This window comes from Citromicrobium bathyomarinum, assembly GCA_001306305.2.
GTDB lineage: Bacteria > Pseudomonadota > Alphaproteobacteria > Sphingomonadales > Sphingomonadaceae > Alteriqipengyuania > Alteriqipengyuania bathyomarina.
The window spans coordinates 2707435-2723282 of the sequence record CP155577.1 but is presented as its reverse complement, the minus strand read 5'-3'; the positions used below and the strand labels follow the sequence as shown (position 1 = coordinate 2723282).

The 15848-nt window shown below is 66.7% G+C and carries 16 protein-coding genes; 10 read left to right on the top strand and 6 right to left on the bottom strand.

Annotation, left to right across the window (positions count from 1 at the left end):
* The first annotated feature begins 49 nt into the window (after positions 1–49).
* The 4 genes from ligA to VO57_013510 all read left to right on the top strand — a co-directional run bounded on the left by ligA (position 50) and on the right by VO57_013510 (position 5099).
* Positions 50–2251: an NAD-dependent DNA ligase LigA gene (ligA, locus tag VO57_013525; GenBank protein XBL69140.1), complete on the top strand. Its 2202-nt coding sequence runs from the start codon at positions 50–52 to the stop codon at positions 2249–2251.
* Between the two features lie 87 nt (positions 2252–2338).
* Positions 2339–3442: a serine hydrolase gene (locus VO57_013520; protein ID XBL69139.1), complete on the top strand. Its 1104-nt coding sequence runs from the start codon at positions 2339–2341 to the stop codon at positions 3440–3442.
* Between the two features lie 103 nt (positions 3443–3545).
* Positions 3546–3890 carry a YciI family protein gene (locus tag VO57_013515; protein XBL69138.1) on the top strand — a complete coding sequence of 115 codons (345 nt, stop codon included), beginning with the start codon at positions 3546–3548 and terminating at the stop codon, positions 3888–3890.
* Positions 3891–3893: 3 nt separating this feature from the next.
* Positions 3894–5099, top strand: coding sequence for a DUF6596 domain-containing protein (locus VO57_013510; GenBank protein XBL71343.1), 1206 nt, complete (start codon positions 3894–3896; stop codon positions 5097–5099).
* On the opposite strand, the gene VO57_013505 is transcribed toward VO57_013510, so the two are convergent.
* From VO57_013505 to VO57_013480, 6 genes are read right to left on the bottom strand one after another with little or no spacing between them, the layout of a single operon-like run.
* Positions 5096–5917: a sterol desaturase family protein gene (locus VO57_013505; protein ID XBL69137.1), complete on the bottom strand. Its 822-nt coding sequence runs from the start codon at positions 5915–5917 to the stop codon at positions 5096–5098. The genes VO57_013510 and VO57_013505 overlap by 4 nt on opposite strands.
* A gap of 54 nt (positions 5918–5971) precedes the next feature.
* A complete protein-coding gene (locus tag VO57_013500; GenBank protein ID XBL69136.1) occupies positions 5972–6673 on the bottom strand; it encodes a DUF2459 domain-containing protein in 702 nt (233 codons plus the stop codon).
* Entirely contained in the window at positions 6670–7611 is a 942-nt protein-coding gene (locus VO57_013495) for a 50S ribosomal protein L11 methyltransferase (GenBank protein ID XBL69135.1), read from the bottom strand. Before VO57_013495 ends, VO57_013500 begins: the two co-directional genes overlap by 4 nt.
* Complete coding sequence (locus VO57_013490; protein ID XBL69134.1) at positions 7601–8218, bottom strand: DUF6151 family protein; 618 nt, start codon at positions 8216–8218, stop codon at positions 7601–7603. The genes VO57_013495 and VO57_013490 overlap by 11 nt, the downstream gene beginning before the upstream one ends.
* Positions 8215–9162, bottom strand: a complete 948-nt coding sequence (gene bla, locus VO57_013485) for a subclass B3 metallo-beta-lactamase (protein XBL69133.1) — start codon at positions 9160–9162, stop codon at positions 8215–8217. Before bla ends, VO57_013490 begins: the two co-directional genes overlap by 4 nt.
* A complete protein-coding gene (locus VO57_013480; protein ID XBL69132.1) occupies positions 9152–9862 on the bottom strand; it encodes an SDR family oxidoreductase in 711 nt (236 codons plus the stop codon). The genes bla and VO57_013480 overlap by 11 nt, the downstream gene beginning before the upstream one ends.
* Before the next feature lie 170 nt (positions 9863–10032).
* Here VO57_013480 and sdhC point away from each other — a divergent pair, with 170 nt between their 5' ends.
* The 6 genes from sdhC (at position 10033) to VO57_013450 (ending at position 15797) form a co-directional block, all read left to right on the top strand.
* Entirely contained in the window at positions 10033–10413 is a 381-nt protein-coding gene (gene sdhC, locus VO57_013475; protein XBL69131.1) for a succinate dehydrogenase, cytochrome b556 subunit, read from the top strand.
* Between the two features lie 10 nt (positions 10414–10423).
* On the top strand, positions 10424–10810 hold the full coding sequence (sdhD, locus tag VO57_013470) for a succinate dehydrogenase, hydrophobic membrane anchor protein (protein ID XBL69130.1): 387 nt from the start codon (positions 10424–10426) through the stop codon (positions 10808–10810).
* Complete coding sequence (gene sdhA, locus VO57_013465) at positions 10810–12684, top strand: succinate dehydrogenase flavoprotein subunit (protein XBL69129.1); 1875 nt, start codon at positions 10810–10812, stop codon at positions 12682–12684. Before sdhD ends, sdhA begins: the two co-directional genes overlap by 1 nt.
* Before the next feature lie 56 nt (positions 12685–12740).
* On the top strand, positions 12741–13610 hold the full coding sequence (locus tag VO57_013460; GenBank protein XBL69128.1) for a glycoside hydrolase: 870 nt from the start codon (positions 12741–12743) through the stop codon (positions 13608–13610).
* 112 nt (positions 13611–13722) lie between these two features.
* Entirely contained in the window at positions 13723–14112 is a 390-nt protein-coding gene (locus VO57_013455) for a BlaI/MecI/CopY family transcriptional regulator (GenBank protein ID XBL69127.1), read from the top strand.
* The gene (locus VO57_013450; protein XBL69126.1) at positions 14109–15797 is read left to right on the top strand and encodes a M56 family metallopeptidase; all 1689 of its coding nucleotides are present in this window, start codon (positions 14109–14111) and stop codon (positions 15795–15797) included. Before VO57_013455 ends, VO57_013450 begins: the two co-directional genes overlap by 4 nt.
* The last annotated feature ends 51 nt before the right edge of the window (positions 15798–15848 follow it).

Here is a 15848-nt window from a genome sequence, read left to right as displayed (position 1 = left end):
CAGAAAATCGCTTCCGTAAGCTTGCCGGTGTGCCCTATCGCAGCGCCCTATGGACGACCAAAAGGACCTTGCCGAACCCCTCTCCGAAGCCGAGGCCGCGAACGAGCTGATGCGGCTCGCGCGGACCATCCGCAAACACAACCGGCTGTATCATGCCGAAGATGCGCCGGAGATCACCGACCAGGAATATGACGCGCTGGTGCGCCGGAACGAGGCACTGGAGGCGGCCTTTCCCGATCTGGTGCGGCCAGATTCGCCGTCGAAGGGCGTGGGACACGAGGTCGCCGGATCGCCGCTGTCGAAGGTGACGCACGCGGTGCGGATGATGAGCCTCGACAATGCCTTCAACGGCGAAGAGGTGGGCGAGTGGGTCGCGCGGGTGCGGCGCTTCCTCGATCTGGAAGTCGACACGCCGATCGCCTTCACCGCCGAGGACAAGATCGACGGCCTCTCCTGCTCGCTGCGCTACGAAAAGGGCCAGCTGGTCCGCGCGGCGACGCGGGGCGACGGGCAGGTGGGCGAGGATGTAACCGCCAATGTCGCGCATATTGCGGATATCCCCGCGCAGCTGACAGGCGATGCGCCAGACGTGTTCGAGGTGCGCGGCGAGGTGTATATGGAGCGCGCCGCCTTCGCCGATCTCAACACGCGGCTGATGGACGAGGCGCGGGCGGCTGCGTCAGAGAAGGGCGAGGAGTTCGACCCCGCCAAAGCTCGCCAGTTCGCCAATCCGCGCAACGCCGCGGCGGGTTCGCTGCGGCAGAAGGATGCGAGCGTCACCGCGAAACGCCCCTTGCGTTTCTGGGCGCATGGCTGGGGCGAAGCCTCGCAGGTGCCCGGTGAGACGCAGACAGATGTCATCCGCGCGATCGAGGCGTTCGGCCTACCGGTCTCGCCGCAATTTACCCGAGTGGAAGGGCTCGATGCGCTGCTCGATCATTACGAGACGATCGCGTCCGCAAGGCCCGATCTGCCCTATGAGATCGATGGCGTGGTCTACAAGGTCGACCGGCTCGACTGGCAGGAACGGCTGGGTTTCGTCGCCAAGGCCCCGCGCTGGGCGCTGGCGCACAAGTTTCCTGCCGAGCGTGCGGAGACCACTCTGGAAGCGATCGACATCCAGGTCGGGCGTACGGGCAAGCTGACCCCGGTGGGTCGGCTCGCGCCGGTGCTGGTCGGCGGTGTCACCGTCACCAACGTCACGCTGCACAATCGCGACGAGATCGCGCGGCTGGGCCTGCGCGTGGGCGACCGGGTGCTGATCCAGCGCGCGGGCGACGTGATTCCGCAGGTGGTCGAGAACCTTACGCCCGATGCGCAACGCGAGCGTTTCGAATTTCCCGAGACCTGCCCCGAATGCGGCAGCGAGGCGGTGGCGGAGGAAGACGAAGTCGATGTGCGCTGCACCGGCGGGCTGATCTGCCCGGCGCAGCGGCTCGAACGGATGAAGCACTTCGTCAGCCGCGGCGCGCTCGACATCGAAGGGATGGGCGAGAAGACCATCGCCGAATTTCTGGAACGCGGGTGGCTCGAAAGTCCGGCGGATATCTTCCGCCTGCGCAAGCGGCGTGACGAGATCCTCGCGCTCGAAGGCTGGCAGGACAAGTCGGTGGATAACCTGTTGGCAGCGATCGAGGCCAAGCGCGCGCCCGACGCCGCGCGGCTGCTGTTCGGCCTCGGCATCCGCCATGTCGGAGCGGTCACCGCGCGCGACCTGCTCAAGGGGCTGGGCGATATCCGCAAGCTGCCGGGCAAGGCGGCCGAATTCCACCGCTACCGTATCGAAAATCCGCGCGGGGAGGACGAGAAGGTCAGCCCGTTCAATGCGCGGATGCTCGACGCGGTGCGGCGGATCTACGAGGTGCGTGCCGACGGGATCGGGACGGCGGTGGGCCACGCGCTCGCCGATTTCTTCCACGAGGAGCACAACCGCCAGGTTTGGGACGATCTGATCGGCGCGGAACCCGGAGCGGGCGAGGTCGATCCGCCCGTCTACGAGGTCGAGACGGTGGAAAGCCCGGTCGCGGGCAAGACGGTCGTGTTCACCGGCAAGCTGGAGACGATGAGCCGCGACGAGGCCAAGGCGCAGGCCGAGAGGCTGGGCGCTAAGGCCGCGGGCAGCGTCTCGGCCAAGACCGACCTGCTGGTCGCCGGTCCGGGCGCGGGCAGCAAGCTGAAGAAGGCCGAGGAACTGGGCATCGAGGTGATCGACGAGGCAGGCTGGACCGAAATCGTCGCGGCGGCTGGCTAAGGGCATTCATTTTCAACGGGTTGAGGCTATATGCCTGCGATGCGAACCCTCCTTGCCGCCCCGTTCTGTCTCCTCGCGTTTGGCGCATTGGCGAGCTGTCGCCCGAGCGACGAGGCCGACGAAACCTCAGGGGTGCCCAGCGTTGGCGAGCGGATCGAGCAGGCGGCGGAAGACCTGACGGTCGAGCGTTCGGCGCAAGAGGAATGGCTCGACGATCAGCTGTTTGCGCTGGGCACCGGTCTCAAGGGCAAGGTCGGCATCGCGGTGTATGATCCGGCGCGCGGGCGGATGATGCATTTCAAAGGCACGCAGCTGTATCCGCAGCAGAGCGTCAGCAAGCTGTGGGTCGCGCTGAGCGCGCTCGACATGGCCGATGCAGGGCGGCTCGACCTTTCCGAGACGGCGACGGTGCGGAATGGCGATCTCGCGGTGTTTCACAGCCCGATCCGGCAGAGCGTCGCCGCGCAGGGCAGCTTCACCACCAGCTATGCCGACTTCATCTCCCGCGCGCTGACGCAGAGCGACAACACCGCGAACGACATGGTCCTGCGCCGGGTCGGCGGCTCGGATGCGGTGCGCCGGGTGCTGGCGCGCAAGGGTTTTGCGGATATCCGCTTCGGTCCCGGTGAACGCCCGATGCAATCGGCGATCGCGGGGCTGGAGTGGCGTCAGGCCTATGCGCTGGGCGATACCTTCTTCGAAGTGCGCAAGACGGTGCCGCAAGATGTGCGCGCGGCAGCCTTCGATGCCTATGTCGACGATCCGGTCGACGGGGCGAGCCCGGTCGCGATCGCCAGCGCGCTCGCACGGCTGGAGTCGGGCGAGCTGCTCTCCGACGCGAGCACCACGCGCTTCCTCGGCTGGCTGGGCGAGGTGAAGAGCGGGCCGAACCGGCTCAAGGGCGGACTTCCGGATGGGTGGAGCATCGCGCACAAGACGGGCACGGGCCAGGTGCTCGACATCGTGGAGCCGGGCCAGCCTGCCGATCAGGCGGGCTATAACGACGTTGGCATTCTCACCGCGCCCGATGGCAGCGTCTATACGGTCGCGGTGATGATCGGGCGCACGCAGGTGCCGATCCCGGTGCGCATGGAGATGATGCACGGCGTCGTGCGCGCGGTGGCGGGCTATCACGAGATGGTCACGGGTGCGGGGGCCCCGCCGCAGGATCATCCGGCTGGCACCTCGTAGGAAAATATTTTCGGAGTATGTCGAAAAGCGGGCGGCAGCATCGTCTCGGGTGTAGAGTATCGCCGCAGGGGCGATGCCGAGGCGGAGACATGCGATGCAATACATGCTGCTAATTCATGAGGACGAGAGCGCCTATATGGGTGAAAACGGCGCGGCGGTGATGGAGGCCACGCTGGCGGGGCACATGAAGCTGGCTGAGGAATGGCACGCCGCTGGGGTCGCTTTCAGCGGCAATCGCCTGAAGGGCGCGGACACCGCAACCACCATCCGCTACGAAAACGGGGGCGAGGGCACGCTGCACGACGGCCCCTTCGCCGAAAGCCACGAGGAACTTGGCGGTTACTACATTGTCGAGGCCGCCGATCTCGACGAGGCGGTCCGTTGGGCGCGGAAAATCCCGATCCCGGGCAAGGGTGCGGTCGAGGTGCGGCCGGTCTGGCAGGACTAGCCGCTGGACCCGCTGGCAGACCTGCTCGCGGCTGCGCGGCCGAGGGTTGTCGCGGCCCTCGCCGCGCGGTTCCGCGATCTTGACCTGGCGGAGGACGCGTTCTCCGCCGCGTGCGAGGCGGCACTGCGCGAGGCTGCGCCGATCCGCGACGCCGCCGCGTGGCTCTACGTTGCCGCGCGGCGGCGCGCTCTCGATGCACTACGCAGGGCCGATCGAGAGGCGCGTGTGCTGGCGGACCAGCCGGACTCGGACTCGGTGGGCGAAGTGATCGCCTTTCCCGAGCCGATCCCCGACGACCGGCTGCGGCTGCTGTTCACCTGCTGCCATCCGGCGCTCGCCCGCGAGGCGCGGATCGCGCTGGCGCTGCGGGTCATCTGCGGTGTGTCGGTCGCGCGGATAGCGCGCGCATTTCTCGTTGCAGAGCCCGCGATGTACCAGCGGCTGACCCGCGCCAAGGCCAAGATCAAGGCGGCCAATATTCCTTTCGAGACGCCACCGTCCCGCGAATGGCAATTCCGGGTCGGTACCGTACTGGAAACGCTGGAGACCGCGCTGGCGATCGCCTATCGCAATGCTGCGGGTACCGGGGAGACCGAGGGGCTTGCACCCGAAGTCGAACGGCTGGCGGTGCTGCTGGTCGAACTGATGCCGCAGGAGGCGGAAGCGCACGGGCTGCTGGCACTGGTCTGCCTCGTGCGCTCTCGCGAGGCGGCGCGGGTGGATCGCGAAGGCACCATGATTCCCCTGTCCGGACAGGACGTTGCGCAATGGGATCTTGCGCGGATCGAAGCGGGGCGCGCTGCGCTCGACCGGGCGACCGCGATCGGCAAGCCGGGGTCGCTTCAGGTGCTAGCGGGGATTCACTTGGTCCACTGCCTGCGACGGGAGACGGGGCGAACCGATTGGGCTGCGATCCTCCGCCTATACGATGTGCTTGCGATGATGCGTCCGACGCCGGTGGTCGCGGTCAACCGCGCGCTGGCACTGGCGCGCGCGACCTCGGCCGAAGAGGGGCTGGCGGCGCTCGATGCGATCGAGACCGGACGGCTGACGCAGTTCCTGCCGTTCCACGCGGTGCGGGCGGACCTGCTGGCGAGCACGGGAAGATTGAGCGAGGCGCGGGCAGAGTATGACGCAGCGCTGGCGCTCGATCCCGAACCGGCCGAAGCGCGCTTGCTGGCGGCACGCCGCGACGCGCTGGGATCTTAGGCCGGTGCGGCCCCGGCTTCGCGCGCCGCCCTGCGGGTGCGGGCGGTTACCGTGCGGAATTCCTCGCGATAGCGCGGATGCTCGGTTCCCATCCACCGGTCCCACCAGGTGAAATAGAGGCCGAAATTGGTGTTGCCCGAACTGTGGTGGAGGTCGTGGTGCGTGGTCGTGTTCCACCAGCCGGTCCAGCGATTATCAACCCAGCCCGCCGGATACAGCTCGACGCCGAGGTGGCCGATCACGTTGCGGAAGATCATGTGCCACAGGAACAGGAACACGGCGAGACCGGTCATCGCGAAGCCCATCGTGCTGGTCGCGAGCATGAAGATCGGGATGAACAGCGCCTCGGTCACCGCCTCCCAGCTCGAGAAGCTGTAGGCGGTCCACGGCGTGGGCGTGCGCGATTTGTGATGATGCAGGTGCGTCGCGCGGAACAGCCGCTTGTGATGCAGCCCGCGGTGCATCCAGTAGAAATAGGCATCATGCGCGAGGACGATCAGCACGAACTGCCACGCGACGGTGAGCAGGGTGAAGGTTTCCAGCTTGATCTTCACCAGCCCGATCTCACGAAGGCCAAGCGTCAGGAAGGTGGTTAGCGCGAAAACGAAGGACGTGCGCAGCGAAGACGCGATCTCGCGCGTGTAATCCTTGCGCGTCGCGCGGCGGGTCTGGATACGCTTGCGGGTCGCCCAGCTGCGGAACACCAGCAGCGCGATCGTGAACAGGCCCGCCGCGACGAGATAGCGCTGCACGTCGAACACGACGACGCGGATCATGCGATCGGCGAAGACATCGAAAGCGGTCGGCAGGTCGATCATGGCTTACTTACACTAATGCAAGCAAGCCGCAGCGTCATCTGCTTTTTGATCGCATCAGGGCTGCGCCGGGCCCTGCGGGATCCACTTCATCACGCCGCCGGCGAGCGGGCTCCACAGGCCTATTTCGATTCCCGCCTCCGCCAGCGCGTCGGCGACCCACTGATTGCAGCTGTAGAACGGCGTGTAGTGGCCCGTGCTGTCGTAGATGCGCGCCTGCGGATCGAAGCTTGTCAGGCTGACGCGATCCTTCGGGTTCGCGATGGGCGGCAGGCCTGCTTCGACCGCAGCCACCAGCCGCGCATATTCCGCCTCGCGCAGGATCAGCCAGCGATGGTTCGGGCCACCGGAGGGGCGATAATAGCGCGCCACCCGCATCACCGCCGGGCCGCCACGCGTCGCGATCCGCAGTGCGGTACCCGGCTTGAGATCGCCCCAGGTCGCCACCGTGCGGTATACTTCGCGGTCGCCCCAGCCGACCGAGACGTGGGTCGGCCGCATCCCGCTTTTCATTGGCTCGGCCGTGGAGGGAAAGGTCTCGCGCCAGTCCTTCACCGGAGTGACCACCGGCATCACGATCCCGGTGTGGACGCCGTTGCTTTCGACCATGATTGGGATGCCGGTTTCGGCCTCGCTCCACCCGCCATTGCGCGGGATCGAGGAACCCGCCCATGCGGAGAGGAAGAAGCCTGCGATCAGCAGCGCGACCGCGCCGATCAGGCTGCCGAGCGTCCAGCCGAGCAGCCTGATCGCTCTCATCTGGCGGGCATCCGCAGGCACAGGATCGACCAGTCGCCATCAACGATGCGATGTTCGCGGCGCAGCCCCTGTTGCAGGTAGGCGCGCGTCACCCGCGCCTCCTGCGTGGTCAGCAGACCGGCCAGAACGACATAGGCACCCGGCTGTACCGCGCGTGCGAAATCGGGCGCGAGCGTGATCAGCGGGCCGGCGAGGATATTGGCGATCAGCAGATCGTAGGGCGCGCGGGCCCGGAGCCCGGGATCGTCCATCCCCGGCGCGGTGACGTAATGCAGCGCGCCGGGCCGCTGGCCGAGCGGGACCGCGTTGCCGTGGGCGTTCTCGCGCACGATTTCATCGCACACCGGGTCGATGTCGCTGGCGATCACATTGGCGGTCGGGAACAGCTTGAGCGCACCGATCGCGAGCAGGCCGGTGCCGGTGCCGATATCGGCGATGTCACGCGGGTGGACGCCGCGCGCGCGCAGCCAGCCGAGCATCGCGAGGCATCCCGCAGTGGTCTCGTGCTGGCCGGTGCCGAAGGCGCGGCTGGCGGGGATGACCAGGTCGATACCCTCGGGCGCAGCCGCGTGGTCGGGCGTGCGGATGTGGAACGGCCCCGCGCGGACCGGCTCGACCGCCTGCTGGCTGATCGTGACCCAGTCCTCCGGCTCGACCTTCTCCAGCGTGAAGTCGGGCGGGTTGCCGTCGAACATCGTGTCGAGCGTGGCGCGCAGCGCGGCGTCGGGCTTGCGCGGATACCACGCCTCGATCCGCCACAGCCCGGCATTGATCGGATCGTAGCGGTCGGCCTCGACCTCGTGCGCGCTCATCACGAGATCGGAGTCCCATGCGTCCTCCACGCTCGCCGCGAGTGCGGCCTCGGCGGCGGTGCGGTCGACCAGTGCGGTCAGCTTCCAGCTGATTCCGGCTTCTTCGGCGGTGATGTCAGCCGACATTTATAGAGGTTTCCTTGGCAGGTCTGGTGGGGGTGGAGATGGGCTCCAGCGTTTCGGGATCGAACAGCGCGCTCCGGCGGCGGTCGCCAGAGACGATGTCCTTGACCATCCTGACGAAGAAACGTCGCATCAGCGTGTTCATCGAAAGGCGGCGGACCGGCCCGGTACACGCCGGATCGTCATCGACAAAGAGGTGCCCGATCGGTTCCCCCAGCATCCGCGCTTGTGCCCCGGCGTCGCAATTGCCCACAAGCGTGGTGACATAGGGAATTTTGCCGTTCTTGTACGAGTTGAACAGCGGCGTGTCGCAACAGCCTGCGTACCAGCGCAGGGTCGCCTCTTCGGTCAGGTGGATGCATCGCAGCCGGTCCCGCCCACTCTCCACCCGCATCCGTGCGCAGCGGCTCTGGTAGAGCGGTGTGCCTGCGTCCTGCTCTTCCATAACTCTGTCGCCCGCGTCGAAACGACGGGCGAATGTCTGGCAGTCGGTGCAGTGACAGACGACGAAATCGCCTTCGCGCGGGCCCGCCCTCTCGATCACCCCTTTCACCGCGCCGCAGCGGCAGGAGAAGGGCAGATCGGAACCCGGACCTGCTAGGTCACTCATTCGCCTTCTTTCGCCAACCGCTCGTTCAGCCGTTTCTCGATGGCTTTCGCGTAATCGGCGCAGGCGGCCCCATCCAGCAGCCCGCCATCTGCCATCCGGTCGAGCATTCCGCTCGCCGAGGGATGCGGCGTCGTGAGCAGGTCGCAGGGAAGTTTGGCGACCTTTGCAATGCTGCGCCGGAAATCGGCCACGACTGCCGGGTGATCGCTGAAGCGGTAATCGTCTGCCGAGACGGGGGAGAGACTGTCGACATAGGCGACGCGGCGGCACACGGGTGGCTGCCACGGGAGCGAGCAGGCATTCCACGTCCAGCTCATCGCGCCCGGCGTGTGGCCGGGGGTGAAATGCGCGGTGAATTCCTTGCCGCCCAGCGTCAGCACCTCGCCATCGCTCACGATCCGGTCGACCTTCACCGGTGTCATCGCAGGGTGGATCGCGGCCTGCGGATCGTCCGCGCTTGCCTCGCCGCTGGACAGAACCTGTGCCGCTATGGGCGAGGCGATCACCTCTGCGCCGGTCGCTTCGACGAGGGCTGCGTGCGCACCCACGTGGTCGAAATGCTCATGGCTCATCAGCAGATAGCCCACATCGCGCGGATCGATGCCGAGCGCGCGGATATTGGCGAGGATCAGCGGTGCCGCATCCTCCACGCCGCTGTCGATCAGGATGTGCTCGCCATCGCCGATCACGAGCAGCGCGGAGATACCGCAGGTGCCGACGTACCATGTGTCGCCGAGCAGTTCGAAGGGCGGGGCGGGTGTGTCCCACTCGTCCCAGTCTTCGCATTTTTCGAGAAACGCGGACTGCGGAAAGCTGGCGGCCATGTCCGGTGAGGAGACGACGTCGTGCGCTACAGGATCGGCGGTGGCGGGCGACTCGGGCGCGGGCGCGCAGCCGCCAGCGACAAGTGCCAGCGCTGCCAGCGCCGCCAGTCTAGCGGACATAGCTGGCCCCGTTGGCGTCGATCGTCGCGCCGGTCATCGAAGGCGGCGCTTCGAGCGCGCACCAAGTGGCGATGCTGGCGATTTCCTCCGGCTCGGCCACGCGGCCCAGCGGAATATCGGCGAGCAGGCCGGGGCCGCCGCGGCTTTCCAGATAGTCCCCCGCCATCGAGGTATCGGTGAAGCCCGGCGTGACCGCGAAGCTGTAGATGCCTTCTTTGGCGTAGGCGCGCGCGATGGTCTTGTGCAGTGCCAGCATCCCGCCCTTAGCCGCCGCATAGTGCCAGTGCGCGGGCGAATCGCCGCGATGCCCGGCGCGGCTGGCGACATGGACGATCCGCCCTTCGCAGCCGCGTTCCTGCCAGTGGCGCACCGCGAAACGGCTGAGCTGCGCGGCGGCGGTCAGGTTGATCCGCAGCGTTTCCTCCCAAGCATCGAGCCATTCGATGTCCGAGGTGTCGAGCGGGACTCCATCGAACAGCCCGGCATTGTTGATCAGCACGTCGATTGCGCCGTCGGTCTGCCGCAGCGCCTCTTCCCACAGCGTCGAAGGTGCGGAAGGCTCTGTAAAGTCGGCGGCAATCTCGCCTTCCTCGATCCCGCGTGTCGAGTGGCCGACCACGCGCACGCAGCGCGCCTCCAGCTGTTCGCGAATGGCGGCGCCGATCCCGCGGCTCGATCCTGTGACGAGAATGCCTGTCATGGAGCCACCTGTTAGGCCGATTGATGCGCGCGACCAAGCCCCGCGCTTGCGCTCACCCCATGGTCCGTGCTTTTGCACCCATGCTTTTGACTCGCTTGAACCTGACCGCGCATCCGCTAAGTGGAGGCGCAAGACCTACCGCACCGGCCAGATTGGATCCGCAAGCCACCATGTCGAACAGACCACTCTCTCCCCATCTCCAGATCTGGAAGTGGGGCCCGCACATGTTCACCTCGATCCTGCACCGCGTCACCGGTGACGGAATGGCGCTGGTCGGCCTCGCCGTGCTGCTCTGGTGGCTGGGCGCGATGGCGAGCGGGCCGGAGGCGTATGCCACCTTCTCCGCCGTTGCGACCTCGATCCCCGGCTATATCGTGCTGGTCGGCCTGACCTGGGCCTTCTTCAGCCACATGATGAGCGGTCTGCGCCACTTCGTGCTCGATATCGGCGCGGGGTACGAGCTGACGATCAACAAGACCTGGTCGACGCTGGCCCCGATCCTCGGCGTCCTTCTGACCATCGCCTTCTGGGCGATCATCCTCCTCAAGTAAGGCATTTCCCATGGGTAACGGAACCTCCATCGGCCGCGTGCGCGGCCTCGGCTCGGCCCACGAGGGCGCGCATCACTGGCTGCTCCAGCGGTTCACCGCGATCGGCAATCTGGTGCTGGTGCTGTTCCTGCTGGTCAGCTTCCTGCTGCTGCCCGCCTACGACTACGGCACGGTGACCGGCTGGCTCTCCTCGCCGATCGCGGCGGCGGCGCTGATCCTGCTGATCGTCAGCACGTTCTGGCACGCGCGGCTGGGCCTGCAGGTTCTGATCGAGGACTATATCCACCAGGGCGGCAGCCGCTTCGCGCTGATCGCCCTTCTCAATCTCGTGGCGGTGGCAGGGGCCGTGTTCGGCATCTTCTGCATCGCCAGCATCGCATTTGCAGGAGCCGCCTGATGGCGACCGATACCCACACGACCACCGCACAGCCCGGCAAGGCGAGCGAAGCCTATCCGATCATCGACCATGATTTCGACGTGGTCGTCGTCGGCGCGGGCGGTTCGGGCCTGCGCGCGACGATGGGCGCGGCAGAGGCCGGCTTCAAGACCGCGAACATCTCCAAGGTCTTCCCCACGCGTTCGCACACCGTGGCGGCGCAAGGCGGGATCGCCGCGTCGCTGGGCAACAACACGCCCGACCACTGGACCTGGCACATGTACGACACCGTGAAGGGGTCTGACTGGCTGGGCGACCAGGACGCGATCGAATATCTCGCACGCGAAGCTCCGCAGGCGGTGTACGAGCTGGAGCACGCGGGCGTGCCGTTCAGCCGCAACAAGGACGGCACGATCTACCAGCGTCCGTTCGGCGGCCACATGCAGAACATGGGCGAAGGCCCGCCCGTGCAGCGCACCTGCGCCGCGGCGGACCGTACGGGGCACGCGATGCTCCACGCGCTCTACCAGCAGAGCCTGAAATACGACGCGGACTTCTTCATCGAATATTTCGCGATCGACCTGATCATGACGGGCGAGGGTGCGAACCGTCGCTGCGTCGGCGTGATCGCGATGTGCCTGGATGACGGCACGATCCACCGCTTTCGCGCGCATGCCGTGGTGCTGGCGACTGGCGGCTACGGCCGCTGCTACTACACCGCCACGAGCGCCCATACCTGCACCGGCGACGGTGGCGGCATGGTGCTGCGCGCTGGTCTGCCGCTGCAGGACATGGAGTTCGTCCAGTTCCACCCGACCGGCATCTACGGCGCGGGCGTGCTGATCACCGAAGGCGCGCGCGGCGAAGGCGGTTACCTGACCAACTCCGAAGGCGAGCGGTTCATGGAACGCTATGCTCCCTCGGCCAAGGATCTGGCGTCGCGCGACGTGGTCTCCCGCTCGATGGCGCTGGAAATGCGTGAAGGCCGGGGCGTGGGCAAGGATGGCGACCACATCTACCTGCACCTCGATCACATCGATCCCAAGGTTCTGGCAGAGCGCCTGCCGGGCATCACCGAAAGCGGCAAGATCTTCGCCGGCGTCGACCTGACGCGCGAACCGCTCCCCGTGACGCCGACCGTCCACTACAACATGGGCGGCATCCCGACGAACTATCACGGCGAAGTCGTGACCATCGGGCCGGACGGCAATCCCGACCATGTCGTGCCCGGGCTCTATGCTGCGGGCGAGGCGGGCTGCGTCTCGGTCCACGGGGCAAACCGTCTTGGCTCCAATTCGCTGATCGACCTCGTGGTGTTCGGCCGCGCGATCGGCCACCGTCTGGCCGAAACGATGAAGCCGGGCGCGAGCCATGATGCGCTTCCCGCCGACAGTGCCGATCTGGCGCTTACCCGGCTCGACCACTTCCGCCACGCCAAGGGCAGCCTGCCGACCGCGCGGATTCGCGAAGACATGCAGAAGACCATGCAGAAGCATGCTGCCGTGTTCCGCGACACCGAGACGCTCGCGGCGGGCAAGAAGCACCTCGCCGAGGTCAACGCTTCGATGCAGGACATCCACGTGTCCGACCGCTCGCTGATCTGGAACAGCGATCTGATCGAGACGCTGGAGCTGGACAACCTGATGGCGCAGGCCAGCGTCACCATGACCAGCGCCGACAACCGCAAGGAAAGCCGCGGCGCCCACGCGCACGAGGATTTCCCCGATCGCAACGATGCCGAGTGGATGAAGCACACGGTGACGTGGTTCGACGGCTGGGGCGGCGGTGCCAAGGGTTCGGGCAAGGGCGATATGAAGATCGATTACCGCCCGGTGCACGAATACACGCTGACCGACGATATCGAGTACATCAAGCCGAAGAAGCGGGTGTACTAATTGGAACGGCGGGCGGTTTCGCCCGCCGTTCATTTTTGCGGATGTAGCTTGGCAGCATGAGCCTCCGCTTCCTCGCAATCGCCAGCATCGCGGCCTTGACCGCCTGCGCGAGCGTCGCCACCTCACCCCCGCCACCCGCGCTCGGCATTCCCGACTTCTACACGCAGTACCGCGATGCGGATGGTATCCCCGTGGTCTCCTCCAGCGTCGTGTCCGAAGATGCGATGGTCGCGGCGGAGGCGATGATCGAGGATATGCTCGCCTTCCGTCCCGATCTCGCGGACTGGTTGCGCCGGGAAGGCTACCGCGTCGCGATCATTGCCGAGACCGAGGCGCTGCTCGACCTTCCAGAAAACGCGCACTGGAAGAAGCCAGCCCCCGACGATCCGCGCCTGACCCGGTGCGAGAAGAAGCATTATGACGAGCGGATCGGCAGCCTGACCGACCGCGCCTATTGGGATGCGCGCGCACGCGGGATCGGCGGGCAGCATACGGTCGGCTCGGAAGAAGATGTCCTCGGCCTGCCGACCAGCCGCTATTACGGTGAGACCATTCTGGTCCACGAATTCGCGCACAACATCCTGTTCGCCATCCAGGGCGCGGACCCCGATCTCTACGCCGAGGTGGAGGCGGCGTATGCCAATGCGCAGGCCAACAAGCTTTGGTTCGAGGAATACAACATGACCACGGTGCAGGAATATTGGGCCGAAGGGGCGCAGTTCTGGTTCGATTCGAACCGGCTGCAGGTCTTCGACGGACGCCGGATCCTGGGCCATCGCGATCTGGAAGCCTATGATCCGCAGCTCGCCGCCGCCTTGCGCGCCGCCTATGGCGACCGGCATCGGCTGGCTGCCGATCCTTTCTGGATGAGCGATGCGCGCGTGCCGCCGGGCCCGATTCCGGAGAACACCGCAGAAGTCTGCTGATCGCTTGTCCGGGCGAGGGCAAAGCGCCTCACGAACCGTTCATCCACCGCTCATGTTTACACCCGTAGTCGTTATGGCTACAGGTGTAGACGGATGAGGAGGGAGACGGTCGATGTCCGATTCGAAAGAAGGGAAGGGCGAACGCATCAGCGAGGCTGAGCACGCGATCATGGAGGTGATCTGGGATCGCCATCCGGTCAGCGCGACCGATGTGTGCGATCAGGTCTGCGAAGCGCGCGGCTGGTCCATGCCCACGGTCAAGACGCTGCTGGCCCGGCTGGTGAGCAAGGGCGCACTGGCGACCGAGCCCGACGGACGCCGGTTCCTCTACACCCCGCTGATCGAGCGTGCGGACTATGTCGGCGGCGAATCCCGCCGGCTGGTCGACCGGCTGTTCGGCGGGCGCGCGGCCTCTCTTTTCGCTCACCTGGCCGAGAGCGAGGCGCTGACCGATGAGGATCTCGGCGAGATCGAACGCCTGCTGAAGGAGATGCGCAAATGAGCATCGACCTGCAGGATTTCGCCCTCGACACGCTGCTGTGGACCGGCGCGCTAGTCGCCGCAGTGCTGGTGCTGCGCCGTCCCGTGTCGCGTCATTTTGGGGCGCAGGCCGCCTACGCGCTGTGGGCGCTGCCGGTCGCGCGGCTGGTCCTTCCGCCGATTGTGCTGCCGGCATCGATGGGTCCGGAACCCACGGCGGTTCTTCTGCCAATAGGAGAGCACACGCTCGCCGAAACCGGCGGTGGTGCGCTGCTGCTGCAACCCATGGTGGCGAGCGAGCCGACCACAGACTGGGCGCTGATCGGAATGGTGGTGTGGCTGACCGGAGTGCTGGTCTTCCTGATCCGCCGCTACACGCTCTATTTCGCCATGCGCCGCCAGCTTCTGCGAGCGAGCATCGGCGTGGGCACGCGCGGCAGCGTGCGGTTGATCGAATCGCCTGCCACCGCATCGCCGGTCGCGTTCGGCGTGTTCGACAAGGTGGTCGCGCTGCCCGAAGGCTTCATGGCCAATACCGAGAAGACCCGCCGCGATCTCGCACTGGAGCACGAGCTTGCGCACCACCGCGCGCATGACCTGCTGGTCAACGCGCTGGTCCAGCCGCTGTTCGCGCTGCACTGGTTCAACCCGCTCGGCTGGGTCGGCTGGCGTGCGATGCGGCGCGATCAGGAAGCGGCATGCGATGCCCGTGTCGTCGCCCGCTGCGATGCGCGCCGGCGCGAAGCCTACGCAACCACGATCGCGTCCTTCGCGACCCGCAGCGACAGGCGCGCCAGCCTGGCGCTGGCCGCGCCGATGGCGTGCCCTGTGCTGGGGGACAAATCGATTATCCACCGTCTGAGGAGCCTGACCATGTCCGATATTTCCCCGCGTCGGCGGATTGCCGCACGCACGCTGATGATCGGTGCGCTTGCCACCGTGCCGCTGACCGCATCGATTTCCTATGCAGAGGCGCTGGGCGTGCCCGAGGCTCCTGCGGCACCGCTCGCCCCGGTAGCGCCGGTGGCACCGCTCGCGCCCGTGGCTCCGGCTGCGCCGGATGCGCCTGCCGCGCCGGAGGCACCCGCCGCACCGGAAGCGCCCGCTGTCTTCGTGCTCTCTGACGGAGACGATGGCGATGACGCAGAGCGTGTGGTCCGCGTCGAACGCAAGGTGACGACCGACGACTCTGGCAAGCGCACCAAGCGGACCACCTACACCGTCAATGGTCGCCCCGCGACGCCAGAGGAGCGGGCCAAGATCGAAGCCGGGCTCGACAGCCTGCGCGATGCAAGGGTCGATACCGACCGCATGCAGCGCGAGCTGCGGAGCGAGATGGAGCTTCTGCGCAAGCGGCTCGGAGAAAATGGCGACCTGCGCAAGCAACTGGATGAGATGCGCCGGAGCCTTGGCGAGAGCGGCATGATCGAGCGCGAGACCCGCCTCGCGCTCGCCCAGGCCGCTGCCGAGATGCCCGAATTCACCTTCGCTTGCGACGGGAGCGACCAAGCGGTGACCGAGCGTATCGGTCCCGATGGCAAGAAGGTGATGGTGTTCTGCCGCACCGCCATGATGGTGAGCGCAAAAGACGCGATTGCCAGCGCCCGCCGCGAGATCGAGAGCGATCGCGATCTGTCGCGGCGAGAGCGGACCGAGGCGCTGCGCGCGCTCGATGAGGCGATGCGCGAGGTCGGCAGGACAAACTGACGCTGGGAGCAGCATCAGTAAGGGCGGTGCACGTTTCCCCCAGACGTGCGC

Coding starts and splice junctions, on each gene's coding strand:
- ligA (XBL69140.1), top strand. CDS start 50: ATGGACGACCAAAAGGACCTTGCCGAACCCCTCTCCGAAGCCGAGGCC.
- VO57_013515 (XBL69138.1), top strand. CDS start 3,546: ATGCTGCTAATTCATGAGGACGAGAGCGCCTATATGGGTGAAAACGGC.
- VO57_013505 (XBL69137.1), bottom strand. CDS start 5,917: ATGATCGACCTGCCGACCGCTTTCGATGTCTTCGCCGATCGCATGATC.
- VO57_013500 (XBL69136.1), bottom strand. CDS start 6,673: ATGAGAGCGATCAGGCTGCTCGGCTGGACGCTCGGCAGCCTGATCGGC.
- VO57_013495 (XBL69135.1), bottom strand. CDS start 7,611: ATGTCGGCTGACATCACCGCCGAAGAAGCCGGAATCAGCTGGAAGCTG.
- VO57_013490 (XBL69134.1), bottom strand. CDS start 8,218: ATGAGTGACCTAGCAGGTCCGGGTTCCGATCTGCCCTTCTCCTGCCGC.
- bla (XBL69133.1), bottom strand. CDS start 9,162: ATGTCCGCTAGACTGGCGGCGCTGGCAGCGCTGGCACTTGTCGCTGGC.
- VO57_013480 (XBL69132.1), bottom strand. CDS start 9,862: ATGACAGGCATTCTCGTCACAGGATCGAGCCGCGGGATCGGCGCCGCC.
- sdhC (XBL69131.1), top strand. CDS start 10,033: ATGTCGAACAGACCACTCTCTCCCCATCTCCAGATCTGGAAGTGGGGC.
- sdhD (XBL69130.1), top strand. CDS start 10,424: ATGGGTAACGGAACCTCCATCGGCCGCGTGCGCGGCCTCGGCTCGGCC.
- sdhA (XBL69129.1), top strand. CDS start 10,810: ATGGCGACCGATACCCACACGACCACCGCACAGCCCGGCAAGGCGAGC.
- VO57_013460 (XBL69128.1), top strand. CDS start 12,741: ATGAGCCTCCGCTTCCTCGCAATCGCCAGCATCGCGGCCTTGACCGCC.
- VO57_013455 (XBL69127.1), top strand. CDS start 13,723: ATGTCCGATTCGAAAGAAGGGAAGGGCGAACGCATCAGCGAGGCTGAG.
- VO57_013450 (XBL69126.1), top strand. CDS start 14,109: ATGAGCATCGACCTGCAGGATTTCGCCCTCGACACGCTGCTGTGGACC.